General features: G+C 67.6%; 27 protein-coding genes. 23 read left to right on the plus strand and 4 right to left on the minus strand.

Features of this window, described 5'->3' with window-relative positions; all coding sequences use genetic code 11:
* Positions 1-44: 44 nt before the first annotated feature.
* From BLS66_RS04365 to BLS66_RS04380, 4 genes are all read left to right on the plus strand, one after another.
* Entirely contained in the window at positions 45-1,085 is a 1,041-nt protein-coding gene (locus BLS66_RS04365; RefSeq protein ID WP_074725186.1) for a hypothetical protein, read from the plus strand.
* Positions 1,082-1,963 (plus strand): TolB family protein, encoded by an 882-nt coding sequence (locus tag BLS66_RS04370; RefSeq protein WP_074725187.1) that lies wholly within the window; start codon positions 1,082-1,084, stop codon positions 1,961-1,963. Before BLS66_RS04365 ends, BLS66_RS04370 begins: the two co-directional genes overlap by 4 nt.
* 62 nt (positions 1,964-2,025) lie before the next feature.
* Positions 2,026-2,568: a GFA family protein gene (locus tag BLS66_RS04375; protein ID WP_074725188.1), complete on the plus strand. Its 543-nt coding sequence runs from the start codon at positions 2,026-2,028 to the stop codon at positions 2,566-2,568.
* Positions 2,561-2,869, plus strand: coding sequence for a DUF6958 family protein (locus BLS66_RS04380; RefSeq protein WP_074725189.1), 309 nt, complete (start codon positions 2,561-2,563; stop codon positions 2,867-2,869). The genes BLS66_RS04375 and BLS66_RS04380 overlap by 8 nt, the downstream gene beginning before the upstream one ends.
* Here the strand turns inward: BLS66_RS04380 and BLS66_RS04385 are convergent, their stop codons facing one another.
* Positions 2,870-4,222 carry a sigma-54 interaction domain-containing protein gene (locus BLS66_RS04385; protein ID WP_074725190.1) on the minus strand — a complete coding sequence of 451 codons (1,353 nt, stop codon included), beginning with the start codon at positions 4,220-4,222 and terminating at the stop codon, positions 2,870-2,872.
* Positions 4,223-4,618: 396 nt separating this feature from the next.
* On the opposite strand from BLS66_RS04385, the gene BLS66_RS04390 reads away from it, so the two are divergent.
* The 15 genes from BLS66_RS04390 (at position 4,619) to BLS66_RS04460 (ending at position 18,369) form a co-directional block, all read left to right on the plus strand.
* Positions 4,619-5,149, plus strand: a complete 531-nt coding sequence (locus BLS66_RS04390) for a hypothetical protein (protein WP_074725191.1) — start codon at positions 4,619-4,621, stop codon at positions 5,147-5,149.
* Between the two features lie 44 nt (positions 5,150-5,193).
* Positions 5,194-5,763, plus strand: coding sequence for a hypothetical protein (locus BLS66_RS04395; protein ID WP_401736941.1), 570 nt, complete (start codon positions 5,194-5,196; stop codon positions 5,761-5,763).
* A 43-nt stretch (positions 5,764-5,806) separates the two neighbouring features.
* Positions 5,807-7,123, plus strand: coding sequence for a hypothetical protein (locus BLS66_RS04400; protein ID WP_049467190.1), 1,317 nt, complete (start codon positions 5,807-5,809; stop codon positions 7,121-7,123).
* A gap of 99 nt (positions 7,124-7,222) precedes the next feature.
* Positions 7,223-7,927, plus strand: coding sequence for a C39 family peptidase (locus BLS66_RS04405; RefSeq protein ID WP_074725193.1), 705 nt, complete (start codon positions 7,223-7,225; stop codon positions 7,925-7,927).
* A gap of 13 nt (positions 7,928-7,940) precedes the next feature.
* Complete coding sequence (locus BLS66_RS04410) at positions 7,941-8,690, plus strand: hypothetical protein (protein ID WP_074725194.1); 750 nt, start codon at positions 7,941-7,943, stop codon at positions 8,688-8,690.
* Positions 8,691-8,736: 46 nt separating this feature from the next.
* Positions 8,737-10,020, plus strand: coding sequence for a transporter (locus BLS66_RS04415; protein WP_074725195.1), 1,284 nt, complete (start codon positions 8,737-8,739; stop codon positions 10,018-10,020).
* Between the two features lie 51 nt (positions 10,021-10,071).
* A complete protein-coding gene (locus BLS66_RS04420; protein WP_074725196.1) occupies positions 10,072-10,956 on the plus strand; it encodes an NAD(P)-dependent oxidoreductase in 885 nt (294 codons plus the stop codon).
* Positions 10,957-11,057: 101 nt separating this feature from the next.
* Complete coding sequence (locus tag BLS66_RS04425; RefSeq protein ID WP_049467182.1) at positions 11,058-12,197, plus strand: SPFH domain-containing protein; 1,140 nt, start codon at positions 11,058-11,060, stop codon at positions 12,195-12,197.
* Between the two features lie 20 nt (positions 12,198-12,217).
* Entirely contained in the window at positions 12,218-13,570 is a 1,353-nt protein-coding gene (locus tag BLS66_RS04430; protein ID WP_074725197.1) for a hypothetical protein, read from the plus strand.
* The gene (locus BLS66_RS04435) at positions 13,567-13,824 is read left to right on the plus strand and encodes a hypothetical protein (protein WP_057494852.1); all 258 of its coding nucleotides are present in this window, start codon (positions 13,567-13,569) and stop codon (positions 13,822-13,824) included. The genes BLS66_RS04430 and BLS66_RS04435 overlap by 4 nt, the downstream gene beginning before the upstream one ends.
* Positions 13,825-14,014: 190 nt before the next feature.
* Positions 14,015-14,599 carry an AprI/Inh family metalloprotease inhibitor gene (locus BLS66_RS04440; protein WP_074725198.1) on the plus strand — a complete coding sequence of 195 codons (585 nt, stop codon included), beginning with the start codon at positions 14,015-14,017 and terminating at the stop codon, positions 14,597-14,599.
* A 69-nt stretch (positions 14,600-14,668) separates the two neighbouring features.
* Positions 14,669-15,628, plus strand: a complete 960-nt coding sequence (locus BLS66_RS04445; RefSeq protein ID WP_074725199.1) for a cation diffusion facilitator family transporter — start codon at positions 14,669-14,671, stop codon at positions 15,626-15,628.
* Positions 15,629-15,700: 72 nt separating this feature from the next.
* Entirely contained in the window at positions 15,701-16,339 is a 639-nt protein-coding gene (locus BLS66_RS04450; RefSeq protein WP_053463091.1) for a DNA-3-methyladenine glycosylase, read from the plus strand.
* Positions 16,336-16,530 (plus strand): hypothetical protein, encoded by a 195-nt coding sequence (locus tag BLS66_RS04455; protein ID WP_074725200.1) that lies wholly within the window; start codon positions 16,336-16,338, stop codon positions 16,528-16,530. Before BLS66_RS04450 ends, BLS66_RS04455 begins: the two co-directional genes overlap by 4 nt.
* A 120-nt stretch (positions 16,531-16,650) precedes the next feature.
* Positions 16,651-18,369, plus strand: a complete 1,719-nt coding sequence (locus BLS66_RS04460) for a sensor domain-containing diguanylate cyclase (protein ID WP_083348132.1) — start codon at positions 16,651-16,653, stop codon at positions 18,367-18,369.
* Here BLS66_RS04460 and xth read toward each other — a convergent pair whose 3' ends face one another.
* The gene (gene xth, locus BLS66_RS04465) at positions 18,370-19,161 is read right to left on the minus strand and encodes an exodeoxyribonuclease III (protein WP_074725202.1); all 792 of its coding nucleotides are present in this window, start codon (positions 19,159-19,161) and stop codon (positions 18,370-18,372) included.
* 159 nt (positions 19,162-19,320) lie between these two features.
* Between xth and BLS66_RS04470 the strand changes: the two genes are divergently transcribed.
* Positions 19,321-20,907, plus strand: a complete 1,587-nt coding sequence (locus BLS66_RS04470) for an alpha-amylase family glycosyl hydrolase (RefSeq protein WP_074725203.1) — start codon at positions 19,321-19,323, stop codon at positions 20,905-20,907.
* Here the strand turns inward: BLS66_RS04470 and BLS66_RS04475 are convergent.
* A complete protein-coding gene (locus tag BLS66_RS04475) occupies positions 20,877-21,863 on the minus strand; it encodes a TIGR03885 family FMN-dependent LLM class oxidoreductase (protein ID WP_057494859.1) in 987 nt (328 codons plus the stop codon). The genes BLS66_RS04470 and BLS66_RS04475 overlap by 31 nt on opposite strands.
* A 59-nt stretch (positions 21,864-21,922) precedes the next feature.
* Here BLS66_RS04475 and BLS66_RS04480 point away from each other — a divergent pair, with 59 nt between their 5' ends.
* The 3 genes from BLS66_RS04480 to BLS66_RS04490 all read left to right on the plus strand — a co-directional run bounded on the left by BLS66_RS04480 (position 21,923) and on the right by BLS66_RS04490 (position 23,873).
* Complete coding sequence (locus tag BLS66_RS04480; RefSeq protein ID WP_057494860.1) at positions 21,923-22,306, plus strand: sensory rhodopsin transducer; 384 nt, start codon at positions 21,923-21,925, stop codon at positions 22,304-22,306.
* A 100-nt stretch (positions 22,307-22,406) separates the two neighbouring features.
* On the plus strand, positions 22,407-23,273 hold the full coding sequence (locus tag BLS66_RS04485) for a glucose 1-dehydrogenase (RefSeq protein ID WP_064238623.1): 867 nt from the start codon (positions 22,407-22,409) through the stop codon (positions 23,271-23,273).
* 6 nt (positions 23,274-23,279) lie between these two features.
* The gene (locus BLS66_RS04490) at positions 23,280-23,873 is read left to right on the plus strand and encodes a mechanosensitive ion channel domain-containing protein (RefSeq protein ID WP_074725204.1); all 594 of its coding nucleotides are present in this window, start codon (positions 23,280-23,282) and stop codon (positions 23,871-23,873) included.
* 103 nt (positions 23,874-23,976) lie between these two features.
* Here the strand turns inward: BLS66_RS04490 and BLS66_RS04495 are convergent, their stop codons facing one another.
* A complete protein-coding gene (locus BLS66_RS04495; RefSeq protein ID WP_074725205.1) occupies positions 23,977-25,917 on the minus strand; it encodes an ABC transporter permease in 1,941 nt (646 codons plus the stop codon).
* Position 25,918: the final 1 nt, after the last annotated feature.

The raw sequence follows: 25,918 nt of genomic DNA on the forward strand, positions 1-25,918 counted from the left end.
CGCACCCGCAACGATGGAAGTACCTTCGGTAACGGATCACGCAGATGGATCGACGGCAGTTCCTGGCCACTGTGGCCGCAGCGACAGCGTCCAGCGCGCTGCCCTCCGGATGGGCCCTGGCCAGCCCCACCGCTGACTGGAAATGGTTGCAGGGCAACTGGCAGGTCCGGCACCAACGCCTCAAGGAGCGCCTGGTGGGCGATACCCGCTGGGAGGCATTCACCGGCGCCAGCGCGGTCTGGCTCACCCTGGGCGGGCTCGGCACCATCGATGACAACGTCATGGCGCTGCCCTCCGGTCCCTACAGGGGCCTGGGCGTGCGCGCGTTTGATCCAGTGTCGTCCACGTGGTCGATCTGGTGGATCGATGGCCGCAACCCTGCCCATATCGAAGCGCCCGTGCGGGGCGCCTTCGACGGCGATGGCGGCAGCTTCCGCGGACGCGACCACTTCAAGGGGCGCCCCATCGACGTCAGGTTCCGCTGGCATGACATCCATGGCGAAGTGCCGTGGTGGGAACAGGCCTTCTCCGCTGATGGGGGCGCGCACTGGGAAGTGAACTGGCGCAACTGGTTCCACCGCACCGCTGCGGTGCCGTCGGCACTTCCGGTGCTGCCGGATGCGCCGGCCGATTTTGATTTCCTGGCGGGCCACTGGAACGTGCGCCATCGCCGCCTGCGTGCTCGGCTGGCAGGCAGCGATGCGTGGGACGCGTTCAACGGCACCCTGCACAACTGGCCGGTGCTGGGGGGATTCGGCAACGTGGGTGACAACCTGATGGACATGCCTGGAGCGCCGCTGCGCGGCATGGGCATCCGCGCCTGGAATGCGGCGGAGCGGCAATGGCTGAGCTGGTGGCTGGATGGCCGGGAGCCGACCCGGATCGGCGCGCCACTGCGTGGTGGCTTCGAGGCCGGTGTCGGCCGCTTCTTCGGCGAAGACCAGCACGACGGTCGCGCGATCCAGACGCGGGTGATCTGGTCACGCATCACCCCGCGTTCGGCGCGCTGGGAACAGGCGGCTTCGGCCGATGGTGGACGCAGTTGGGAAACCAACTGGGTCAGCGACTTCGAGCGACGCGCATGAAGGCGCTGCTGGCCGTGATGCTGCTGGTTGCTGCGTCGCCTGCCGCGTCTCAATCAAGGCCGCTGCAGCTCGTCGGCCCCGCCGAACGCTTTGCCCCGGGTGTTGCATCCACGCAGTACGACGAGATTCGACTGACCTTGAGCCCGGACGGAAAAACCGCACTGTGGTTCAGCCGCAACCGGCCCGGCGGTCCGGGCGGGTATGACATCTGGGTCTCCCGCCACGATGGGCAGCGCTGGCAGCCGGCGACGCCGGTCTCGTTCAACACGCCGGGCCGTGACTTCGATCCCGCCTTTTCCGCCGATGGCCGCGTGGTGTATTTCTGTTCGGATCGAGCAGGCGGCCAGGGCGGCGACGATCTGTATCGGGTCAGCATGGGCAACGACGGTCGATTCGGGGAGCCAGTCAATCTTGGCCCCGCAGTGAACAGCGCGGCCGATGAGTTCGCGCCGATGCTCTCGCCAGACGGTCGTACGCTGTTGTTCTCCAGCGATCGTGCGGGCGGTGCCGGCGGCCATGACCTCTACAGCGCGGCGATGATCGGCGGCGTCGCGCAGCCGGCACGGCCGCTGGCTGGCGGCATCAATACCGCAGCGCAGGAGTTCGATGCCACCTTCCTGGGCGACGGGCGAACGGTGGTGTTTGCCCGCGCGCTGGACTTCGGCAGTGCACCGGTGCGCCAGTTCATTGCCTACGACCATGGCGGCCGGTACGACGCGGGCCACGCTTTGCCCTCGCCGTTGAACGAGCCCGCCGGCGACAGCTACGGCGCGATGCTGGATGGCTCGCAACCCGACACCTTGACCTATTCGGCGCGGCGCGCGGACGGTGCAGGGTTGGACCTGTACCGCATCCGCTACCGGATGTCGCGACCCTGAAGGCAGGTGGTGTCGATTTCCCACGCGCCCGTTCGTCGAGAGGTTGAGTACCCCAGGAGAAGATGCAGATGCCCTCCCAACAGTCCCTTGCGTGCACGTGCGGCCAGGTCCGCCTGACCACCACCGGCCGTCCCATCGCCACCGTCGAATGCTGCTGCGACAGCTGCCGCAGGGCCGGCGCCCGGATGCAGGCGTTGCCCGGCGCACCGCAGGTGCTGGGGCCTCAGGGCCAGACGCATTTCGTAATGCAGCGCAAGGATCGCGTCCGCATCGACGCCGGGCATTCCCGGCTGCAGGCGTGGCGGTTGTCCAGCACGGCCGGCAGCCGCCGCGTCGTGGCGGGCTGCTGCAATACGCCCCTCTTCCTGGAGTTCAGCGGTGGCCATTGGCTGAGCCTGTATGGCCTGTTGTGGCCGGACGCGCTACGCCCCGCAGTGGAGATGCGGACGATGGTCAACGATCTTCCCGACGCGTCTGTCCTTCCCGACGATGTGCCCAACCTGAAGACCCACTCGCTGCGGTTCTATGCCCGGCTGTTGAAGGCGTGGATCGCCATGGGCTTCCGCAGCCCACGCATCGACATCGCGGGAGACAGCCATGTCTGACCCCGAGCGGATCGAGATCGAGAGCATCACCACGCCCGGGCACATCCAGCGCGTGGATCGGGCCAAGTACACAGCCATGCGCGCGGCCCTGCTGCGCGCCTTGCCCAGGCAACCTCCCGGGATGACGGTGCCGCAGGCGAAGCAGGCGCTGCTGCCGCACCTGCCCGCTTCGCTGTTTCCGCAAGGGGCCACGGCGGGCTGGTGGCTGAAGGCCGTGCAGCTGGACCTGGAGGCCAAGGGGGTGATCGAGCGTCTTCCAGGCAGGCCACTGCGCCTGTTCAAGCACGTGCCGGCCGGCTGATCAGCGCTGCGCCGGCAGCTCCAGCCGATGCTTGCGGCACAGGCGATACACGGTCACCCGCGAGATCTGCATCTGCCGCGCGCATTCGGAGACGTTGTAGCCGGTCTGGCGCAGGGTCTGCAGCAGCACATCGCGTTCGGCCTGGCCGCGGGCATCGTGCAACATCGCCCCCGGCGCATTCACCGGCCCACCCAGTTCGAGGTCACGCTCGCTGATCAGCTCGCCTTCGGCCATGATCGCCGCCCGCTGCACCCGGTTCAGCAGTTCGCGCACGTTGCCGGGCCATTCGAAACGCCGCATCGCCTGCAGCGCAGCGGGTGCAAAGCCACGTGCACGCACGCTGTGGCGCAGCCGGAAGCAGCGCAGGAAATGTTCAGCCAGCAGCTGCACATCGGCGCCGCGCTCGCGCAGCGGCGGCATCAGCAGGCGCAGCACGTTCAGACGGTAGTAGAGGTCGCTGCGGAACCGCCCTTGCGCCACCGCGTGTTCCAGTTCGACGTGCGTGGCAGCAAGCACGCGCACGTCCGCGCGCAGCGGCTGGCTGCTGCCGACGCGCTCGAAGGTGCCTTCCTGCAGCACGCGCAGCAGGCTGGTCTGCGCTTCGGCTGGCAGGTCGCCCACCTCGTCAAGGAACACCGTGCCGCCGGATGCGGCTTCGAATACGCCGATCTGGCGCTTGTCGGCACCGGTGAACGAGCCGCGCTCGTGGCCGAACAGCTCCGATTGCACCAGGCTGGCCGGAATGGCACCGCAGTTGACCGCGATGAACGGCCTGCCGGCACGCCCCGACAGCGCATGCAGCGCGTGTGCGGCCAGTTCCTTGCCGGTGCCGGTTTCGCCGGTGACCAGCACCGGCAGTTCCACCGGCGCGAACTTGTGCAGCACGGTGCGCACCGCGTGCAGCGCAGGACTCTCGCCGATCAGTGTGCGCGGCCCTTGCCCGTTGCACACTTCGTCGGCGGTTGGATCATCGGCGTCGAACTGCTGGCGCATCGCAGCCACCAGGTCCTGCAGGCCGAACGGCAGGGTGAACCGCGAGATGCAACGCTGCAGCAAGGGCAGCCACGGCGCAGGCGTAGGCCCCGCGCCGGGCGGCAGCACCGCAAGCCACGGCAGATGCGCGTGCTGTTCGATCCATGGCGCCAACAACTGCAGTGCAGGCGCATCCAGATGGCGAAGATCCAGCACGGCGAGCAGCCGATCACGCCCGCGCAGCCCGATCGCCATCGCCGGGTCGGGATGGATGCGGCGCACGTACCAGCCTGCGGCCGCCAGCGCACTGCGCTCGTCCGCCAGCGGCTCGCCGAACCAGAGCACGCAACGTGACGTAGAAGCCTCCGGGACCGCTGCCATGCTTCCCCCAGCATCCGGACACCGTCGGCGGACTGTCAGGCAATCACCGGCGTGCCGCCCCCCGCCGGGACCTCTACGGCCACCGCGGCGGCCCTTGTTGGGCGGATCCTAGCGCCTCCCTAAACGGCGGCGCAATGAGCAGTGCGTCAAGAAATTCCCGGCTGAAGCGGCGCCGTTTCACACTGCGGCGCGACCTGTAACACCCCTGCGACAGTCGTCCGCCGCCCAAGCCCTGCGGTGGCTGGGGCTCCGAAATCCCAACAATCCCGCGACGTGCCTGTAACACGGCGGCAGCAGCAGCGTGCAGCGCAGCACGGCCTGGGCATTGGCAGGCGGTCACTTCGAGGTTGGCACGGTTGATGCGTTGTTCCGCCGCACCCATCGCGGGAGGTCGGCATGAACGGCACCACCCTGTTTCGCGGCCCCGCCACAGCACTGGCACTGGCCCTGCTGTCGATCGGCGCGGGCGCCTCCGCGTCCGGTGCCCGCCAGGGCGTGAAGGCGCAGGCCGGCGAGATCGTGCTGTTGCGGGACGTATCGGCGCGGCCAGCCTATCGCATGGCACCGCCGGGCATGGCGCTGATCGCCGATCCCAAGCCGCAGCGCGAAATCGCCATGGCCCTGGGCACCGCTGGTGCGGCGAGCGGGATGGATGAACTGAGCGAACAGGAGTATGCCGGCATCGGTGCAGGCCAGGCAGCGTCCGTCGCCGCACCCGGTGGCACCACCGTCGAACGGATCACCCAGCAGGCCCTGGGCGGCACGCTCGGCCGCAGTGGCGACGGCAATGTCGGCGGCAGTCTCGGGGGCGCCCTGGGTGGCCCGCTCGGCGCGGTCGGCGGCAGCACCCGCGGTGTCGCCGATACTGTGCGCGGCGCCCTCGCCCAGTTCCCGTTGCAGGGCCCGGCCCCGGCAGGTGGCAAGTGAAGCGGGTGCGCTGGCTGCTGCTGATCCTGTCCGCCACGCCGTTGATGGCGCAGGCCGACGAGTACAGCGGCATGCTCGCCTACCTCGACGTGACCCGCATCGACGGCCACGCCCTGGCCGGTGCAGGCGGCGCGATCGCGGTGAACCAGGCGGCCGGCGACCTCAACCTGCAGGCCAACCTGCGTGGCGTCGCTACCGGCGAACGTGCCGACGTCTCGATCAGCCACCTGCAACGACGCGGCGGCAACCGCGTGCTGGGCGCACCGATGCACGCCGCTGCCAGCATCGACGGCACGGCACTGGCCGGTGCCAGCGGCATCGCATCCATCAACCAGGCCAGTGGCACCGCCAACACGACGCTCAACGTCGTCAGTGCGACGCTGGCGCGACAGGGCATACGCGAAACCGACGATACGGCCCTGGCTGCCGAAGGTTACGCGTTCGCAGGGGAGCGGGAGGGTGCCGGTGACGGCACCGCGACCGGCACCCGCAGCGCCGGTGTCACCAGCACCGCGCTGCGGGGATTCGACGGTGTCCTGCAACTCAACCAGATCGCGGGCAACGCCAACGACACGGCCAATGTACTGGGCCTGGTCGTGCAGGACCGTCCGTGACGACCACCCAACCGATGCACCACCCAATGAGAGAGAGGGCACCATGAAAGCGACCGTCAAACGGACCATGCTCGCCATGGCGATTGCCACTGCCTCGACCGCCGCTGCGGCCAATGGCTGGGACAACCAGAACGCCAACGCGAACATCAACCACACCCACACCGTCAGCGAAACCCGCAACGACACCCACAACCACACCGACAACGACGTGCGCAACCGCACCGTCAACGTCAATGTGCAGAAGCACAGCAACATCCAGGCCGACGAGCGCAAGGAGAAGAACAACCACGGCGTCGACGTGAACCTGGAGAAGGACCTGCGGCTGGGTACCGACATCAGTTTCTCCGGCGACCCGAACATCACCGGCGACATCGACCTCGATTCTGCAGCCATTGCGGTGATCGACAACCGCCAGTCGATCAGCAACAACGCCACCAGCAACAGCCTGGTGACCAACCGTGCATCGATCGGTGACAGCGTCGGTGCCGGTGCCTCCGGCAACCTGGGCTTCAACGTGGTATCCGGCGACAACAATGCCCAGGACAACGCGGCCTCGCTGTCTGCTGCCGATGCATCCTTCAGCTTCGGCATGGCCGACGCCGAGGTGTTCGTCAACCAGGCTGGATTCGGCAACGCCACCATGAACTCCGGCGTCACCAACGCCGCCGGCCTCAGTGGCAATGCCTTCGGCGGCGCGTCCGGCAACATCGGCGTCAACATCGCTTCGGGCAACAACAACGAGCAGAAGAACGCGCTCGCGGCCTCGGTCGCGACCACGGCAATGGCGCAGTCGAGCATCAGTTCCAACCAGGTGTCCACCGGCAACACGGTCAGCAACGCCGGCTTCGTGCAGTCCTATACCGATACCGTGCAGGTCGGCCTGCATGGCGGCGTCAGCGGCCTGACCTGGGGCTATGGCGCCGGCACCTATCGCGGCACCGGCAACGCCTACCAGATGGCCAACTACTACCTGGATACATGGAACGGCGCCCTGCCGCATCCCGGTGGCAACAGTACCGGCCACATCGACCTGGACAACGAGATCCAGAACGCCACGATGAACCCCAACCGGCCGGGGGTCGGCGGCCTGGGCTTCGATACGCGTGAAAGCGGCACCAGCCAGTTCGTCGAACTGGGCGTGGCCGATCTGTACGCCAGCCTGAGCGGCACGGTCAGCACCACGCGCTGGGTGAACGTGGATGCCACCAACACGTCGGCCTTGTCCGGCAGCGCCTTCTCGGGTGCCTCCGGCAACATCGGCGTGAACGTGGCGGCGGGCACCGGCAATCTGCAGGCCAACAGCCTGGCCCTGGCAGTCGCCCAGCCCGGCACCGGCGGCGGTGGCGGCAGCGGCGAGTAAGCGCACCACCCCGGCCGTCCGCCAACGGCCGGGTCCCCGGGAGCCCCTGTTCCTCCTCCCCCTTGGGACAGGGGCTCCCCCCTGCTGCCGGAGAACGCGATGATCGGCCACCGTCTCTCGCTGTGCCTGCTGGCCTGCGTGCTGTTGCTGGGCGGCGCGCCTGCACGGGCGGGCGACGTCGGCTTCGCTGGCGTGCTGCCCAACGGCGCGCTGCTGCAGCAGAAGGTCGAAAGCATGCAGGAACGGCGCTACCGCAACGTGGTGCGGCAGCATACCGATTACAGCTGCGGGGCCGCTGCACTGGCGACGATCCTGCGCCATGCCTACCACCTGCAGACCGACGAAGCGACGGTGATCGAGGGAATGATGGGGGTGTCCGATCCGGCGCTGGTGGCCGAGCGCGGCTTTTCCCTGCTCGACATCAAGCGCTATGTGGAATCGCTGGGCATGCGTGGGCGTGGCTACCGCATCGATGAAGCGCGCCTGCGCACACTTCGCGTTCCCGGCCTTGTGCTGATGGACGTGCGCGGCTTCCGCCACTTCGTGGTGCTCAAGCAGGTGCGCGAGGGCGTGGTCGAAGTGGCCGATCCGATCCTGGGCAACCGCAGCCTGGCGTTGCCCGAATTCCTGGCCGCCTGGCCATCACGTGCGGTTTTCGTGGTGATCGGCAGTGACTTCGATCGCAACACGGTCCTGCTGCAACCCAGCGAACGGCCCAGTGCCCGCGCGCTCTATGCGCGACAGGGGCCCATCACCGATGCCGAACTGGTCGACTTCGGCTTCAGCCACGCCGACCTGTTCTGAAGGAGGCTTCGCCATGTTCCGCCACCGCCTGTTGATGGTACTGCTGCTGGCATGCCCCGCCCTGCATCTGCAGCCGGCAGAGGCTGCGCCCGGGCACGGCCTGAAGGAGATTCCGGATCCCGAACTGAGCCTGATGCGTGGCCGCTACACCGTGGGCGGCAATACCGTGGCGTGGTTCGGGGTGACGATGGTCTCGCAGTGGCAGGCCGGCAACGGAAGCATGCTGCAGGGTGCGTTGACCCTGGGCATGGACTTCCGCGGCGGCGGCAGCCCGACGCTGAGCTTCCAGCCCAGCGTGCACGTGACGGCTGCGGACGCGCCACTGCCGGAAACGCAGGGTCGCCACATCGACAGCAGCGGCCTGGCCAATGCCAGCGGCCTGGTGCAGAGCGTGCAGGTGGCCGGGGATGGCAACGTCGCCCGCAATGCGACCACGCTGGTGGTACGCAATGGCGCGGTGCCGGCCCCGCCGGGTGACGGCCCGCATTCGATCAGTGCGCAGGCTGCCGGCATGTCGGCCGCCGCGGTGCTGGACGGCAACCAGGCTCGCCTGCAGCTGCAGGTGGATGGCCAAGGCCTGGTCCAGCAATGGATACGCAATGGCAGCGTCGGCCAGGGCATCGCCCTGGCCGCAGACGGCCAGATCGCCAGCAACCAGCTGCGGCTGGAGCTGGTAAGGGACACCGTGGGCGGCAACCTGCCGTTGAGCCAGAACGTGGCCCAGGCAATCGCGCTGAACCGCGGCATGGGGCCGGGCCGGTAACAGCGGCACGGCGTTGGGGGAGCGTTCCACAACGCAGGACACGAACATGCACACCTTGATGAGGATCACCCCGTTGGCGCTGGCGGCGCTGGCGGGCACCGCCTTCGCCACACCACCGGCGGATGATGGCGCCGACGTGCAGGCCCTGGCCAACCAGCTGGAGCAGCTGAAATCCAGCTACGCACAGGAAGTGCGGCGGCTGCGCGAACTGGACATGCAGGTGCAGGCGATGCAGGCGCGATTGAACGGGAAGGTCGGACCGATGGCCCCGCCTGCGGCCGGCGAGCAAGGCCCGACCGCGCAGGCTTCGCCGGGCACCGAGGGCTATGCCAGCAGCGCCGCCGAGGCACAGCAGGCAAGGCAGGAATCGCGGCGCAGCGTGGATGATGTGAAGCAACAGCAGTCGGCGCTGTTCTCGCGCCGCTTCACCGTCGAGAACAGCCTCACCTACGCACGCTATGACCGCAAGCAGCTCACCCTCAATGGCTTCCTGGCGCTGGACGCGATCTTCCTCGGCAACATCGCCATCGAAAACGTTGAATCCGATTCGCTCACCTACAACCTGGCCGCCCGCTGGGGCGTCAGCCCGAACCTGACGCTCAACCTGGATGTGCCGTACCTGGCGCGGCGCACGGTCTACCAGAAGGGTGGCGCCGGGGGTGCGGCAGCCGCCATCGCGCAGGAGCAGACCAACGGCAACGGCCTCGGCGACATCGGCCTGAGCGCGAACTACCGGCTGTTCGGCGAACGCGGCTGGCGCCCGGAGACCGTGCTCACCGCCGGCGTCACCGCTCCCACCGGGCGCGCACCCTACGGCCTGGACTGGAAGGTGATCGAGCGCGACGACGATGACTACATCCGCTTCGCCGTGCCCAAGGAACAGCCCACCGGCAATGGCGTGTGGCAGGCCAATGTGGGCCTGTCGATGGTCAAGACCGCCGATCCGGCCATCCTGTTCGCCAACCTCGGCTATGTGCATTCGTTCCCGCGTGGCTTCAGTGATATCGACAGCAATCCCGATACGCTCAACCCGGGTGACGTGAAACTGGGCGGCTCTGTCTACTTCGGTGCGGGCGTCGCCTTTGCATTCAACGAGCGCACCAGCCTCAGCCTGTCCTTCAGTGACCGCATCAGCGCCCGTGCCTCCACCCGCTTCCAGGGTGGAAAGTGGATGAAGGTGATCGGCAGCGACGCCAATGCGGCGTCACTGAACCTGGGCGTGACCTATGCGCTCAACGCGCACACCACGCTGGTCACGCTGCTGGGCATCGGGCTGACACCGGATGCCCCCGACTTCACCTTGGCATTCAAGATTCCGTACATGCTGTAGCGGCGAGGCGCCGTGGCATGATGGCGTCCCTGCCGCCAGTGGACGCCCATCATGCCCATCGGATTCATCGGCCTTGGCGTCATGGGCATGCCCATGGCAGCGCACCTGGCGCGCGCCGGCCACATGCTCTGGGGCTGGTCCCGCTCCGACCGCAACCATGCCACCGCCCGCGCCGCCGGCATCCGCGTCCCAGCGGCCGCCGGGGACGTGTTCGATGCATGCGCAACGATCGTCCTGATGCTTGCCAACGACCCGGCCATCGACGCGGTCCTGTCACGAAACGGCCCTGCGTTCGCTGCCCGCGTCGAAGGCCGCCTGGTGATCAACATGGGCACCAGCTCGGCGGAGTATTCCCAGGCACTGGGCGAACAGATCCGCGCGGCCGGCGGGCGCTACGTGGAGGCGCCGGTCTCCGGTTCACGGCTTCAGGCCGAGTCCGCGCAGCTGGTCATCATGCTGGCCGGCGATGCGGCTGACGTTGCAGAAGCATCGCAGCTGTTTGCGCCGCTGGGCCGGCAGTGCGTGGCGTGCGGCCAGGTACCCGCGGCGTTGCGCATGAAACTGGCGGTGAACCTGTATCTGATCACGCTGGTCACCGCACTGGGCGAGGCCGTGCGCTTTGCCGAGGTCCACGGCATTGCCCTGGAGCGCTTTGCCGAAGTGCTCAACGCCGGGCCGATGGCCAGCGACGTATCGCGGATCAAGCTGGACAAGATGATCAGGGAAGACTTCGCCGTGCAGGCCTCGATCACCGACGTGCTGAAGAACAGCGGGCTGGTGGCTGCGGCGGCGCGCGAGGCAGGCATGCAGGCACCCCTGATCGACGCCAGCGATGCGCTGTTCGCCCGGGCACAGCAGATGGGCCTGGGAGGCCAGGACATGGCGGCGGTACTGCAGGCGATCCGGGGCACCCCGCCGGCCACCGGCGGCGCCTGATCCGGATTCATCTTCCGGCACCACAGCGGTCGCTGCCCGCTGCTATATTCAGTCCAGTTCGGCAGGCATGGTGCCTGCCCTTGAATCACAGGGAGTTGGACATGGGTCTGGTACAGGCGGTGAAGGGTGCGGTCGGCGGCGTGCTGGCCGACCAGTGGAAGGACTTCTACACCGTGCCGACGGGCCTGCCTTCCACGGCGGCCCTGTTCGCGGCGGTGCCGCGCGGCACCAACGCCGGCCGCGGCTCCAACACCAGCGGCTCGTCCAACATCATCAGCAACGGCTCGAAGATCATCGTGCCAGAGGGCTACGGCCTGCTGCTGTTCCAGGACGGCGCCATCACCGCGTTCGTCGCCGAACCGGGTGGCTACGAGTGGCGTTCGGACGACCTGAACTCGCAGTCGATCTTCGCCGGCGACGGCCTGGTCAGCACCTTCATCAAGCAGAGCTGGGAACGCTTCAAGTTCGGCGGCCAGCCGGGCTCGCAGCAGGCTGCCTATTTCGTTTCGCTGAAGGAGCTGCCGGACAACCGCTTCGGTACCCAGTCGGAAATCTACTGGGACGACGGCTTCCTCAACACGCAGGTCGGCGCGGTCACGCGCGGCTCGTACACGCTGAAGATCGTCGACCCGATCCTGTTCGTGAAGAACTTCGTGCCGGCCAGCTACCTGCAGCCCGGCCAGGTGTTCGACTTCACCGATCTGGACAACGCCGCCGCCAGCCAGCTGTTCAATGAAGTGGTCGGTTCGCTGGCCCCGGCCTTCAGCCTGTATACCAACGATCCGGGCAAGGGCAACCGCATTACCCGGTTGCAGCAGGATTCGATCGGCTTCGCGCAGAGCCTGTCGGCTGCGGTCGAGCAGGCCTACCAGTGGCAGAGCGATCGTGGCCTGGCCATCGTCAAGACCGCCATCGTTTCGATCGAGTACGACGCCAACACCCGCGAACTGCTGAAGACCGTGCAGCGTGCCGATGCCCTGTCCGGTTCGCGCGGCAATTCCAACCTGCAGGCCAGCGTCGCCCAGGGCATCCAGTCGGCCGGCGAGAACGGCGGTGCCGCAGGCCTGGTCGGCGTCGGCATGGCCTCGGGGATGTTCGGTGTCGGCGGCATGCAGCAGCCGGTCGCCCCGGCCGCGGACGACCCGGTGGCCAAGCTGAAGAAGGCCAAGGAAATGCTGGACCTGGGGCTGATCACCCAGGGCGACTATGACGCCCTGAAAGCCAAGGCACTGGGCCTGTAACGGCAGGACGCACGACCCACATGTCCGATCCCCGAAACGGCCCACCGCCGCTGCCCGGATCCGCGCCCGCGACGCCGCCGCCCCTGCCGGCGGCGTCGTTGGATGGGCCCGGTTCGCCGCAGGACGTCCCTCCCCTGCCCGGCAGCTTCCCGCTGGACACCTCGAAACTGCCGCAGGCCATCCGCGATGAAGTGGAAGCGCCTGACCCGGTGGCCATCGACACCTCGGCCAGCGAACTGAAGGACGGCCTCAACCGCTGCCCGAAGTGCGGCGCCAGCGACATCCGTCCCAAGCCCGGCACTGACATCCTCGTCTGCCTGTACTGCCGTCACCAATGGCATGGCGCGCGGGTCGAGGAAGAATTCGGCCTGGGCGAGGCCATCGACCAGCTGCGCGGCACGGTCATCGCCTCCGGTGCGCGTGACATCGATGCCGACACCTCGGCACTGATGACGTTCAAATGCACCGGCTGCGGCGCCGAGGTCACGGTCAATACCGAGAGCACGATGACGGCGCGTTGCCACTGGTGCCGCCATGTGTTCGGCGTCAACGAACAGATCAGCAATGGCGCGGTGCCCGATGCGGTGCTGCCGTTCCATATCAGGAAGGACGATGCGGTCGCGCGCATCCGCCAGTTCGTCGACAAGCGCCGCATGTTCGCGCTGAAGGCGTTCAAGGACCAGTTCACCCCGGAAAACGTGGTGGGCGTGTTCCTGCCCTACATGATCGTCGACAGCAATGTCAGCGCGGCCGTGGCCGGCAAGGGCGAGATCAAGACGCGCGAGTACACGGTGGGCAGCGAGAAGAACAAGCGCACCCTGTACGATGCCGATGTCTACCAGGTCGAGCGCCAGGTGGATTTCACCGTCGATGACCTGCCGCTGGAATCCTCGGCCGAGCGCGGGAATCTTGATACCCGCGCCAACACCAACAACATCATCAACACCATCCTGCCGTTCGACACCAAGAACGCGGTGAAGTGGAACGCCTCGTACCTGGCCGGCTTCACCTCTGAAAAACGCAACCTGGATGTGGAAAAGCTGCGGCCGCGGCTGGAAGACCAGCTGCTGTCGATCGCCCGTGCGCAGGTGGAAGGGTCGGTGAGGCGCTACAACCGTGGCGTGCGCTGGGAACAGGAACAGCTGGACGTGCACGGCACCCGCTGGGTCTCGATGTACCTGCCGGTGTGGCTGTACTCCTACCACCAGCCTGGAAAGAACGGCGGCATGCTGCACTACATCGCGGTGAACGGCCGTACCGGCGAAGCCATGGGCAGCGTGCCCGTGCAGCAATGGAAGATGCTGCTGGCGGCACTGGCCACCGGCACCATCATTGAAGCCCTCGCAATTGCCTTCCTGGTGGCAACCACATGAGCGACGACAGTGGCCTCTGGCTGTTGGCGGCAGGTCCGGCCAGCGCAACCGCGCTGTACTGGGCGCTGTACCGCTATTACCGCAACACCGATAAATCGCATTCCTTCGAGCACGAGACCGCCATCGAGGCCAAGCCGGTCACCGGCTCGGACCAGCAGGTGGGCCGGGTCACCGGCACCGAGGAGAAGCGCATCCGCGGCGACAATGTGTACGAGTACCGGAAACGGGTCGCTCGGGTGAAACCCGAAGGATAGAGCCAGGCCAAGCCTGGCTGCGGGGCGTGCCGGCCGCTGGCCGGCATTCCTTCGGTTTCTGGGCGCCAAGCGGGAGCCGGCCAGCGGCCGGCACTACCTTTCAGTAGACAGCACCTTGGGCGCGTCCTCACGCCGTCTCCCACCCCACCGGTTCGATACTCGCGCGATCCACCCTGCCGAGGATCCTGCGATGGCCGCCGTTCCTGCCCGTGCCTGCCTGTCCGTCCTGTGCTTCCTGGCCCTGCCCGCCCTTGCCCAGGACGCGTCGTTCGGCTTCGGTGAACAGACCTCCCGTACCGAGCAGACCACGCAATCCAGCAGTACCCAGACCCAGAGCAGTGGTGCGATGACCACGCAGACCACCACCAGCGGCAGCTCGCAGTCCGAGACGCGCAGTGAAAGCAAGGGGCTGGACGTGGACTTCGGCTTCCACGACAACAACGATGACTGGGACCACGACCGCCAGCGCGGCGGCCGCGGCGTGCGCGAAGGCGATCTGTTCGGCAGCTGGACGCTGGGCCAGGAGAACGGCAGCACGTGCACCATCGAACTGAAGAGCATCGAGTGGTTCGGTGGCTACAGCGCCTACGTACCCGCCGGCTGCCCGGACGGCTTCTTCTCGGCCAACCGCTGGGTGCTGTCGGGCAACCAGCTGCTGCTCACCGATACCAGCAACACGGTATTCGGGCGCTTCCGCGCGTCGGGCGGCGGGCGCTGGTCGGGGTTCCGTGAATCCGACGGTGCGCGGTTGTATCTCAACCCCAAGGGGCGCTGAGCGTAGCGTGCACGCAGCGGGCACGCGCCGACCGCGAAGATCAGGCGTCCGCCCCGCCCGCTCGCCGAAATGTCCGCTCCCACTGGTTCCCGCCTTGTCATCTACGCCGCGCTCGCGGGCAACCTCGCCATTGCGATCGCCAAGTTCATCGCCGCCGGCATTTCCGGCAGCTCGGCCATGCTCAGCGAGGGCGTGCATTCGCTGGTCGATACCCTGAATGAACTTCTGCTGCTGTACGGCCTGCGCCGCGCCGGCAAGGCGCCGGACCCGGTGCACCCATTCGGCTACGGCCGCGAGCTGTACTTCTGGAGCTTCATCGTTGCTTTGCTGGTGTTCGCAGCCGGCGCAGGCGTCTCGGCCTACGAAGGCATCCAGCACATCCGCCATCCCGAGCCGGCACGCAACCATGCCCTGAGCTACAGCGTGCTGGGCATTTCCATCCTGTTCGAGGGTGCGTCCTGGTGGGTGGCGCTGCGCGAGTTCCGCCGGACCAAGGGCAAACTCGGCTATTTCGAAGCGTTCCGCCGCAGCAAGGATCCCTCCACCTTCACCGTGTTGCTGGAAGACAGCGCCGCCCTGCTCGGCCTCGGCTTTGCGCTGACCGGGCTGCTGGCCGCCCAGCTGCTCGAAATGCCGGTGCTCGATGGTGTTGCCTCGTTGTGCATCGCCGGCGTGCTGGCTGCGACTGCCTTCCTTCTCGCCCGCGAGACCAAGGGCCTGCTGGTGGGAGAGCCCGCCCATCCGGCGGTGGCCGAGCGGATCATGGCCGTGGCCGAAACCGATCCGGACCTGCGTCGCGCCAATGGCGTGACCACCATGCAGATGGGCCCGGAACAGGTGGTGGCCATGCTCAGCGCCGAGTTCGAGGATGACCGGCAGACCCCACAGATCGAAGCCTGCATCACCCGGATCGAAACGGCGGTGAAGCGCGAGTATCCGGAACTGGTGGCACTGTTCATCAAGCCGCAGACGCCCGAGGTCTATGCCGCCCGGCGCGCCGCCCTGGCGCCCGCTTCCGCACCACGATGACACGCTGTCTGCGCGCGTTTCACCTGCGCGGTGCCACAGTGCCCCGGTCCTTCACCTGAAACTGCCGCTGCCGTGCCGGACTGGTTGCCCGCCTCCCTGCAGATCCTTCCGCGCAGCTTCTACCAGCGCCCGCCGACCGAGGTCGCCCCTGAGCTGCTCAACAAGCTGCTGGTCCGCGACGACGGTCGCACCGGCCGCATCGTCGAGGTGGAAGCCTACGCCGGCCGTGATGATCCGGCGGCGCACTCCTATCGCGGACAGACGCCGCGCACGGCCAGCATGTTCGGCGAGGCCGGCCACCTCTATGTGTATTTCACTTACGGCATGCATTGGGGCAGCAACGTGGTCTGTGGAGAGGTCGGTGAAGGCGTGGCGGTTTTGCTGCGGGCCGTCGAGCCGCTGGCGGGCCTTGAGCGCATGCACGAGCTGCGCCCCGCCGCGCGCCGGGATCACGATCTGGCCAGTGGGCCGGGCAAGCTGTCGCAGGCCTTCGGGCTGGACCGCGGTTTCGACGGCGCCGACCTGGTGACAGGCAGCCACGGCATTGTCATTGCCAGCGATGGCGTGCCGCCTCCGGCGGATCCGGTGGTGGGGCCTCGCATCGGCATCACACGCGCAGTCGATTTCCCTTGGCGCTGGCACATCCGTGATCACCGTCACGTATCGATTCGACCGCGCTCCCCTGCATCGTCTGTGAAGAGACGCCGATGACCCCTCTCGACAAACCATTGCGGCGCGAACTGCAGATCGACGGCCAGCCCTACACGCTCACTCTGGATCCGGAAGGACTGAAGCTCGTTGAAAAAGGCCGGCGCAAAGGCATCGCATTGCGCTGGCAGGACCTGGTGTCCGGAGACGCCGCGCTGGCCACGGCACTGCAGGCCTCGCTCAGCGAGCGCTGAGCCGGCGCTGCCGCCTCACATCGGCATCACCCAGCCATGGCGATACATAACGCCGTGCGCACTAGCGTAGCCCCAGACAGCCGCCGCAACCGCCCTCGCCACCCAGCCCTGAAAAGCGCCATGGACGAAGCCGAACGACTGCTCGAAATCGACCGCCTCCGCCTGCTCGACACGCCGCCGGAACCGGTGTTCGATGCCATTGTCGCCGCCGCGCGCGCCGCCACCGGCATGACCATGGGCCTGATCACGGTCGTGGCCGAAGACCGACAATGGTTCAAGGCCAACATCGGGTTGGAAGGCGTCAGCGAGACGGCCCGGGAGATCTCGTTCTGCACCCATGCGATCCGCCAGGACGGGCTGTTCGAGATTCCCGACGCGCGCCAGGACCCCCGCTTCTCCACCAATCCACTGGTGACCGGCGGCCCTCGCATCCGCCACTACGCCGGTATCCCGCTGGGCTCGGCGCAGGGCGCGCGCATCGGCACGCTGTGCCTGCTCGATGCCATGCCCGGCGTGCTGTCGCCGTCGCAGCGCGAGCTGATGGTGCACCTGGCGCGGGTCACCACGCAGGTGCTCGAGCAGCGCAGCACGCTGATGGCCCAGGTCGGCCAGGCCAAGGCGCTGCATCGCGAGCTCAAGCGCAGCGAGGATTTCCTGGAGCGCACCAACCGCGCCGCGCGGGTGGGCGGCTGGGAAATGGACCTGGTCAGCAACGAGGTGCGCTGGACCCGCGAGACCAAGCAGATCCACGGCGTGCGGGCCAACTACCAGCCCACGCTTGATACCGCCCTGTCGTTCTATCGCGAAGACAGCCGCGCCATCATCCGCACTGCGGTGCAGCGCTGCATCGATGAAGGGACCTCCTGGGAAGTGCAGCTGCCGATGACCACTGCCGACGGGCGCGCGATCTGGACCCGGGTGGTCGGGGGACGTCAGCAGGTCGATGGACGCCCGCGGCTGGTCGGGGCCATCCAGGACATCACCGAAGAGCGCGCCGCACTGGACGCGCTGGAGGCCAGCGAGACACGCTACCGCCGGCTGTTCCACTACAGCCTGGGCCTGATCTGCACCCACACGCTGGAAGGCGTGCTGACCTCGGTCAATCCGGCCGCCGTGCAGTCGCTGGGGTTCGAAGAGAGCCAGATGATCGGGCGCAGCCTGTGTGACCTGATGCCGCCGGAAAAGCGCGAGGGCTTCAAGGCCTACCTCAAGCGGATACAGGCCAACCACACCGACGCCGGCGTGATCGAACTGATCGCCGCCGATGGAACCCGCCATTACTGGGCGTACCACAACGTGCTCGATACCGAGGCCGATCCGCCCTATGTGCTTGGACACGCGCAGGACGTCACCGCCCTGCGGATGCAGGAACAACAGCTGCGCGAGATGTCCTTCAAGGATCCACTCACCCAATGCTACAACCGCCGCTTCCTGCACCGCCTGGATGAACTGGTCGACGAGCGCTGGGCCTGCGTGATGTTCGATCTGGATCATTTCAAGCGCATCAACGACACCCAGGGCCATCGCCGCGGCGATGCCGTGCTGGTCGAGTTCGCGGCCTTCCTGCGCTCCGCCCTCGGCAAGGATGAAACCGTGGTGCGGCTGGGCGGCGACGAGTTCATGGTGGTGCTGGTCGCACCCGCGCACGGCCGTCTGAGCGAGCTTGAACACTGGTACCGGGACCATGCAGCGCTGTCACCCACCGCGTTCTCGATGGGCGCGGCGATCAATACGCCCGGCGAGCCAGTGGCCGACACCATCCAGAAGGCCGACAGCCGCCTGTACCGTACCCGCGAGCGGGTGCGCCGCGAGCGGCGCGAGGACCCCGCCGCGCGCTGATCAGGCGCGCACCGTCACCCAGGCCGGCGCATGATCGCTGGCCTTTTCCTGCAGGCGTACCCAGCGGTCGACGCCGGCATCCTTCAGTCGCTCCGTCAGCACGGGATTCAACAGCAGATGATCGATGCGCAGCCCACGGTCGCGCTCGGCATGCTGGCGGAAGTAGTCCCAGAATGTGTAGATCGTGGCGTCGCCGTGCACCTGCCTCAGCGCATCGGTCCAGCCCTGCGCGAGCAGCCGCTCGAAGGCCTCGCGAACCTCGGGCTGGAACAGGGCATCGCGGCGCCAGGCCTTGGGGTCGTAGACGTCGGCATCGGTGGGAATCACATTGAAGTCACCCAGCAGCAGTGCCGGGTGCGGCAGATCGACCAGGCTGCGCGCATGCCGGAGGAGGCGCTCCATCCAGCGCAGCTTGTAGTCGAACTTCGGCCCGGGCTGCGGGTTGCCGTTGGGCAGGTAGAGGGCGCCCACGATGACGCCGTGCACGGCCGCTTCCAGGTAGCGGCTCTGCGTATCCCTGGGTTCGCCCGGCAAGCGCCGGCGGCTCTCAACCGGGGTGGTCCCCCGTGCCAGCAGCGCCACGCCGTTCCAGCGCGCCTCGCCCTGCCACAGCGCACCGTAGCCGGCCTCTTCCAATGCTGCAGCGGGAAACGCGGCGTCGGTCGCCTTCAGTTCCTGCAGGGCAACCACGTCCGGCGATTCCCTGTGCAGCCAATCCAGCAACTGCGGCAGGCGCGTGCCGATCCCGTTGACGTTGAACGTGGCAATGCGGAGCGTCTTGCGGCGGGCCATGCACGAGGCCTCTCTGCGCTGCGGATGAGCCTTCACTGTGCGCGCCGGCGCATGCACGGTCCGTGGATGCCGCGTCACGGCAGGGTTCCGTTCGTTTCACGAGCCGCTGTCACGCCCGGCAGCAGGCTGTTCGCCCGTGAACGGTGCTGGAGAAGCCTCATGGCGGTGCGTCCGCTGCGCGCCATCTACCAGATCGACCCCTACCTGTTCCGCGACAGCAATGGCCGCGGCTGGGGCACGCTGGATGGCATCACCGAAAAGCTGGACCATCTGCAATGGCTCGGCATCAGCCATGTGTGGCTGCTGCCGTTCTACTGCAACGCCGGCCGTGACGGTGGCTACGATGTCACCGACCACTATCGCATCGATCCACGCCTCGGCGATGAGTCCGCGTTCCAGCGCCTGGTCGATGCCGCCGATGCACGTGGCATCGGCATCATCCTGGAACTGGTGATGCAGCACACTGCCAGCGCGCACCCCTGGTTCGTCGCCGCGCAGCAGGGCGACCCGGCCTGGCGCGCCTGGTATCTCTGGAGCGACCACGTACCGGACGACGGCCTGCAGCCGATGTTCCCGCCCATCGAGGCCTCGGCCTGGACGTGGGATGCCGAGGCCGGCGCGTTCAACCGGCACATGTTCTACCGGCACGAGCCGGACCTGGAGCTGGCCCACGCACCGGTTCGCGACGAACTGCTGCGGGTGATGGAATTCTGGCTGCAGCGCGGCGTAGCCGGCTTCCGCGTGGACGCCGTCCCGTATATGGTCGAGCGCGCCCGCCACGCGGACCCGCACGACGACGGACTGTGGCTGCTGGAGGCGATGCGTGCCACGGCAGACGCGCAGCAGCCGGGCCTGCCGCTGATCGGCGAAGCGGACGTCAGCGCATCCCACTACGGTGACTTCCTGTGCGAGGGGCGGCGCCTCTCGCACCTGCTCGACTTCCACCTCAACAATCACTTCTTCCTGGCACTGGCGCGCGGTGACGCGAGCGAAGTGGCGCGGGTCATGGCCGAATACGGCCCACAGGCGCCGCCGGACACCCGCATCGCCTGGCTGCGCAACAATGATGAGCTGGACCTGGAGCAGCTGGAGCCGGACGAACGCGAAGCGGTGATGCAGCGCTTCGCACCCGAACCTGGCATGCGCATCTATGGCCGCGGCATCCGCCGCCGGCTTGCACCGATGCTGGAGGGCGATGTCGCATGGCAGGCCATGGCCTGGGCGGCGCTGCTGTCGCTGGGCCAGGTGCCGGTGATCCGCTATGGCGAGGAGATCGGCCTGGGTGACTGCCTGGAGCTGCCCGAACGCAATGCCGTGCGCATGCCCATGCACTGGCATGGCCGCCCAGGGGCGGGGTTCACCGATCGACCGCGGCATGCGTGGCGCGCGCCACCGGCAGACGGCCCCTACGGCTACCGGACGGTGAATGTCGAGGTGCAACGTAGAACGCCCGGCTCGCTGCTGCTGCGCGTGCGCGAGCTGCTGCTGCAGCGCAATGCCCATCCCGTGCTGCAGCAGGGGCCACATGCGCTCGACCCACCGTCACCTGCGTTGCTGATGCTCTGCTACGGCGACGCGCCCCGGCAGGCGTTGGCACTGATCAACTTCGGCGACGAACCGGTGGAGGTGGATCTGCCCCTGCGCGGCCCGCTGCGCACGCTGGTGGCCCATGGCGCCAGGCTGCGCGATCACCGCTGCACCCTGCAGGGACACGGCTACACCTGGCTGGCCGCAGACGGGGCCTGAGTGCGCAGCGCGGGCAGCACGTGTTCGGCGAAGTCATCGATGAAGCGTTCCTGCTCACGGTTCACGTTGTGCAGGTAGATGCGATCGAACCCCAATGATTGCAGTTCCTGCAGCCAGGCCTTGTGCCGGGCCAGGTCTGCCGATACATGCACGCGCCCGCGTAGCTCCTCGGCGCTGATCGATCGGGCGTGTGCTTCGAACTGTTCGGGCTGGTCCAGCCCTTCGGCCAGTTCCGGTGGGAGCACGTTGGCGCTCCACTGCTCCATCGCGCCGTCCAGCGCCGCTTGTTCGGCGCGGGCGTAGGAGAGCTTGGCCTGCAGGTACATCGGCTTGCCCCTGCCACCGCCGTCCTCGAACGCCGCCACGACGCGCCTCAACTGCGCCAGTGGCTGGCTGATGGTGATCAGGCCATCGGCCCAGCCGCCCATCCAGCGTGCGGTTTCCTCAGTGACTGCCGCCCCCAGCAGCGGCAGCGGCAGTGCTGGCCGGCTGTACAGCCGCGCCTTTCGGACCTGGAAGCCCCCCGTGTGGTCGACCTGCTCGCCGCCCCACAACCGCCGCATCACCTCGGCCGCATCGCGCAGTGCCTTCTGCCGCTCCCGCTTGGCTGGCCACGCCTGTCCGGTGATGCGTTCGTTCAGCGCCTCGCCGGTGCCGAGTGCCAGCCAGATCCGCCCCGGCGCCAGCTGCTCCAGGGTGGCCGCGGCCTGCGCCACCAATGCCGGGTGCTGGCGCAGCATCGGGCACGTCACCATGCCCAGGGTCAACGCGCTCTGCACTGCCAGTGCGCCCGCCCATACCCAGCTATGGCCGGACTGCCCTTGCGCGGCCGTCCAGGGGTGGAAGTGGTCCGAGCACATCAGGGCCTCGAATCCCGCCTGTTCGGCGCGCAGCGCCAGGCCCAACAGCGTGGCGGGCGGGAACTGCTCATGCGATGCGTGGTAGCCGATGGTCATCACGGATTCCCTGCGGGCACTGGACACGATGGCAACACGCCCCCAGCTAAAACGGCGTCATGGAAACGAACGCTTCCTGCATCGGGCATCGACGCTGGGCTATCGCTGAGGGCTACATTCCCGCCTGGAGCAACGGCCCGTCACCGGAGATGCAGAGCCACGAAACCTGCTGCGTACTCAATGCCGGCAACGAGGACGCGCATGTCACGCTGACCCTCTACTTCGAGGACCGCGATCCTGTCGGCCCCTACCGGATCACCGTACCCGCGCGACGCACCTGCCATCTGCGCTTCAATGACCTGGAGGACCCGGCGCCGGTGCCGCGCGGCATGGGCTTCGCCACCCTCGTCGAATCCGACCAGCCGATCATCGTGCAGCACACGCGGCTGGATTCGCGGCAGCCGGCCAACAGCATCATGACCACGATCGCCCATCCGTTGTGAAGCCGCACGCGAGCGCGTCCACACAGTCACGACACTGTACCCTCCGGTCGTTTACCCGTTCGGCGCGACACTGGGGTCAATCAACGATCGGAGAGTGACGATGGCCCTGCCCGACTACCCACGCCCGCCCTTCCCCGCCCAGCAGCAATCCTTCCCCGGCAAGACCGCGCAGATGCAGCCGCGGCCGGACCACGGCGAGGACAGCTATCGCGGCCATGGCCAGCTGCAGGGCAAAAAGGCACTGATCACCGGCGGTGACAGCGGCATCGGCGCAGCGGTGGCCATCGCTTTCGCGCGCGAGGGCGCCGATGTCGCCATCGCGTTCCTCGATGGCGAGCAGGACGACGCCCGCCATGTACAGCAGCAGATCGAACAGGCCGGGCGCAAGGCCGTGCTCGTGCCCTGTGACATCAGCGACCCGGCGCAGGCGCGCTCGCTGGTGGATCGTGTGGCCAGCGAGCTGGACGGTCTCGACATCCTCGTCAACAACGCGGCCTACCAGCGCTACTACGAGCATTTCGACGACATCACCCTGGATGACTGGAAGCGGACGTTCGATACCAATGTCCACGCCGTGTTCAATCTGACGCGGTTGTGCGTGCCGCACCTGCGCGGTGGCGGCGCGATCATCAACACCGCATCGGTCAATTCCAAGCGACCGACCCCGAACATCCTTCCGTACTCTGCGACCAAGGGCGCCGTCGCCAACCTGACGCTGGGGCTGGCGGGCCTGCTGGCCGAGTATCAGATCCGCGTCAATGCCGTGCTGCCCGGCCCGATCTGGACGCCGTTCATTCCGGCAGGCATGGCCGCCGAAGAGGTCGAGCAGTTCGGCTCGCAAACGCCGTTCGGCCGCCCCGGGCAACCCGCCGAACTGGCCTCGGCCTACGTGATGCTGGCTTCCGACAGCGCCAGTTACACCTCCGGTGCATTGCTGACCATCTCCGGCGGCGCGGCAACGCTGTGACCACTCATGGCCGGACTGCCTGCCTGGATCGCGGATTGGCTGCTGGTGGTGGTGCCGGTGGCCGAGGTGCTGGTCATTCTCGGGGTGGCCTGGTTGATGGTGCGTGCCCTGGCGTGGTTGCTTGTGCAGGCCCGGCAGCGCGGCCGGCTGGCGCCTGAACTGCACGTAGGCCTGCGCCGCGGCGGTGCGCTGCTGCTGTACCTGGCGGCCACGCTGCTGATACTGGAGCGCCTGGGCGTGTCGCGCTCGGTGCTGTGGACCGCGCTGACCGGCTTCATGGCAGTCGGTGCGGTGGCATTCTTCGCCGCATGGAGCGTGCTGTCCAATCTATTCTGTTCGTTCCTGATCGTCGCCACGCGCCCGTTCCGCATCAACGACACCATCGAGGTACTGGAGAGCGTGGACAAGCCGGGCCTGTGTGGCCAGGTGGTGGACATCAACCTGATCTACACCACGCTGAGTGATCGTGGCGACGGCGCGCGTGGTTGCCTGCTGCGCGTGCCGAACTCGTTGTTCTTCCAGCGCATTACCCGCCACTGGGGTGACAGCGGCTATTCGCAGCTGCCGGGCAGCCTGCCGATAAAGGGCAAGGTGCGCTGAGCAGCGGCAGGGCCGCGCCCATGCCCGGCTTGCTGCGCGCAGCGCAGGGGGCATCGCGGCCGAACGGAGTGCAGCCGAGCGCGGGCCCGGCTCTACAGTGACCCTACTCCGCCGCCAATGCCTGGATAGGGTCCAGCTGTGCCGCACTGCGTGCCGGGAAGTAGCCGAAGCCCAACCCGATCGCAGACGAACACACCAACGCGGCCAGCACCGGCCCTGGCGTGAACAGGAACGGCACACCCAGCGCCAGCAGGCTCGACAATGCGCTGACGCCAAAGGCCAACAGCACGCCCAGCGCCCCGCCGAACAGGCAGATCAACACCGCTTCGATCAGGAACTGGCGCAGGATGTCGCCCTGCCGCGCCCCTACCGCCAGCCGCACGCCAATCTCGCGCACGCGCTCCTTCACCGACACCAGCATGATGTTCATCACGCCCACCCCGCCGACCACCAGCGCCACCGCCGCGATGGCCGAGACCAACGCGGCCAGGGTCTGGCTCGACTTCATCACCGCTTTGCGGATCTGGTCCGCGTTGTAGATGAAGAAATCACGACGCCCGTGCAGCCGCTGCAGTTCGGCACCCAACGATGCCTCCGCTGCTCGGGTTGGCACGTCATCGCGCACCCGCACGGTGATGCTCTCCAGGCGCGGGCTGCCCAGCAGCCGCGAAGCCGCCGAGGTGTACGGCACGTAGACCGTCGGCGTTGCGCCACCGGCGAACGCACTGGCCCCCACCACGCCGATCACTTCCACCGGCATCCCGCCCAGCAGCACCGTGCTGCCCACCGGGCTGCCACTGGACAACGCCTTGGCCGCCTTCTGGTCGAGCACGCCGACAGCACGATGCGCGTGGACCTCGTCATCCGTGAAGAACCGGCCGGCCTTCAGCCGCAGCCCGCGCACGCGCGGTAGGTCAGCGCCCACGCCAAGCACCTGCGTGTTGGCACGCCGGCTGCCCTGCAACGCGGCCACCGAACCGCTCAGGTTGGGGCTTACGCTGTCTACGTAGCCCAGTGCGGCCAGGTGATCGGCGTCGGCCACCACCAGTGTTTCAATCTCCGCCGATCGCGGGTCGCCAAAATCAGTGCCCGGGAAGATCTCCAGCGTGCTGGCACCCAGTTCGTTGATCTGTGACTCGACCTGTGCCTGCGCGCCTTTGCCCAGTGCCACCACCGTCACCACGGCAGCCACGCCGATGATGATGCCCAGCATGGTCAACAAGGTACGCAGCCGGTGGGCCAACATCGAACGTACTGCCATGCGCGTCGCCTCCCGCATGGCATCGACGCGGGCGCGCCGTTCGGCGGCCACGGCGGGTGCGCGCTCCGATGCTGCATGCGGTCGCACCGGCTGGCCTCGCGCCTGTCGATCTGCCACCACGCGTCCATCGGCGATCTCGATCACACGCGACGCATGCGCGGCAATCGCCGCGTCATGCGTCACCAGGATCACGGTATGGCCCTGGCCGTGCAGGCGCTTCAGTTCGGCCATCACCTGCTGGCCGCTGGCATGGTCCAACGCGCCGGTGGGTTCGTCAGCCAGCACGATCGCGCCGCCGTTCATCAGCGAGCGTGCAATGGAAACGCGCTGCTGCTGGCCACCGGACAATTGGCTGGGCCGGTTCGTGGTCCGCTCGCCCAGGCCGAGTGTTCCCAGCAGCAGGCGAGCCCGCGTGGTGCGCGCGTCGGCGTCCACGCCGGCATAGACGGCAGGCAACGCTACGTTCTCAATGGCACTCAGGTTCTCCATCAGGTTGTAGCGCTGGAAGATGAAGCCGAAGTGCTCGCGGCGCAGGCGTGCCAGCTGGTCGGGCGACATCTGCTCGGTCGCTGCCCCATCCACGCGGTAGCTGCCTTCAGTCGGCCGGTCCAGGCAGCCCAGGATGTTCATCAGGGTGGACTTGCCTGAGCCCGAGGGGCCGATGATGGCGATGAACTCGCCGGCGTCGATGCGCAGCGAGACCTCCTTCAGCACCACCACTTCACCGGCGGCCGAGCGATAGGCGCGCGATACGCCCTGTAGTTCCAGCAGTGCGTCGGCCATG

The organism is Stenotrophomonas pavanii (assembly GCF_900101175.1).
Lineage (GTDB): Bacteria > Pseudomonadota > Gammaproteobacteria > Xanthomonadales > Xanthomonadaceae > Stenotrophomonas > Stenotrophomonas pavanii.

Bases quoted from the DNA above. Each gene is read 5' to 3' on its own strand.
- BLS66_RS04365 (WP_074725186.1), top strand. From the start codon at position 45: ATGGATCGACGGCAGTTCCTGGCCACTGTGGCCGCAGCGACAGCGTCC.
- BLS66_RS04370 (WP_074725187.1), top strand. From the start codon at position 1,082: ATGAAGGCGCTGCTGGCCGTGATGCTGCTGGTTGCTGCGTCGCCTGCC.
- BLS66_RS04375 (WP_074725188.1), top strand. From the start codon at position 2,026: ATGCAGATGCCCTCCCAACAGTCCCTTGCGTGCACGTGCGGCCAGGTC.
- BLS66_RS04380 (WP_074725189.1), top strand. From the start codon at position 2,561: ATGTCTGACCCCGAGCGGATCGAGATCGAGAGCATCACCACGCCCGGG.
- BLS66_RS04385 (WP_074725190.1), bottom strand. From the start codon at position 4,222: ATGGCAGCGGTCCCGGAGGCTTCTACGTCACGTTGCGTGCTCTGGTTC.
- BLS66_RS04390 (WP_074725191.1), top strand. From the start codon at position 4,619: ATGAACGGCACCACCCTGTTTCGCGGCCCCGCCACAGCACTGGCACTG.
- BLS66_RS04395 (WP_401736941.1), top strand. From the start codon at position 5,194: ATGGCGCAGGCCGACGAGTACAGCGGCATGCTCGCCTACCTCGACGTG.
- BLS66_RS04400 (WP_049467190.1), top strand. From the start codon at position 5,807: ATGAAAGCGACCGTCAAACGGACCATGCTCGCCATGGCGATTGCCACT.
- BLS66_RS04405 (WP_074725193.1), top strand. From the start codon at position 7,223: ATGATCGGCCACCGTCTCTCGCTGTGCCTGCTGGCCTGCGTGCTGTTG.
- BLS66_RS04410 (WP_074725194.1), top strand. From the start codon at position 7,941: ATGTTCCGCCACCGCCTGTTGATGGTACTGCTGCTGGCATGCCCCGCC.
- BLS66_RS04415 (WP_074725195.1), top strand. From the start codon at position 8,737: ATGCACACCTTGATGAGGATCACCCCGTTGGCGCTGGCGGCGCTGGCG.
- BLS66_RS04420 (WP_074725196.1), top strand. From the start codon at position 10,072: ATGCCCATCGGATTCATCGGCCTTGGCGTCATGGGCATGCCCATGGCA.
- BLS66_RS04425 (WP_049467182.1), top strand. From the start codon at position 11,058: ATGGGTCTGGTACAGGCGGTGAAGGGTGCGGTCGGCGGCGTGCTGGCC.
- BLS66_RS04430 (WP_074725197.1), top strand. From the start codon at position 12,218: ATGTCCGATCCCCGAAACGGCCCACCGCCGCTGCCCGGATCCGCGCCC.
- BLS66_RS04435 (WP_057494852.1), top strand. From the start codon at position 13,567: ATGAGCGACGACAGTGGCCTCTGGCTGTTGGCGGCAGGTCCGGCCAGC.
- BLS66_RS04440 (WP_074725198.1), top strand. From the start codon at position 14,015: ATGGCCGCCGTTCCTGCCCGTGCCTGCCTGTCCGTCCTGTGCTTCCTG.
- BLS66_RS04445 (WP_074725199.1), top strand. From the start codon at position 14,669: ATGTCCGCTCCCACTGGTTCCCGCCTTGTCATCTACGCCGCGCTCGCG.
- BLS66_RS04455 (WP_074725200.1), top strand. From the start codon at position 16,336: ATGACCCCTCTCGACAAACCATTGCGGCGCGAACTGCAGATCGACGGC.
- BLS66_RS04460 (WP_083348132.1), top strand. From the start codon at position 16,651: ATGGACGAAGCCGAACGACTGCTCGAAATCGACCGCCTCCGCCTGCTC.
- xth (WP_074725202.1), bottom strand. From the start codon at position 19,161: ATGGCCCGCCGCAAGACGCTCCGCATTGCCACGTTCAACGTCAACGGG.
- BLS66_RS04470 (WP_074725203.1), top strand. From the start codon at position 19,321: ATGGCGGTGCGTCCGCTGCGCGCCATCTACCAGATCGACCCCTACCTG.
- BLS66_RS04475 (WP_057494859.1), bottom strand. From the start codon at position 21,863: ATGACCATCGGCTACCACGCATCGCATGAGCAGTTCCCGCCCGCCACG.
- BLS66_RS04480 (WP_057494860.1), top strand. From the start codon at position 21,923: ATGGAAACGAACGCTTCCTGCATCGGGCATCGACGCTGGGCTATCGCT.
- BLS66_RS04485 (WP_064238623.1), top strand. From the start codon at position 22,407: ATGGCCCTGCCCGACTACCCACGCCCGCCCTTCCCCGCCCAGCAGCAA.
- BLS66_RS04490 (WP_074725204.1), top strand. From the start codon at position 23,280: ATGGCCGGACTGCCTGCCTGGATCGCGGATTGGCTGCTGGTGGTGGTG.
- BLS66_RS04495 (WP_074725205.1), bottom strand. From the start codon at position 25,917: ATGGCCGACGCACTGCTGGAACTACAGGGCGTATCGCGCGCCTATCGC.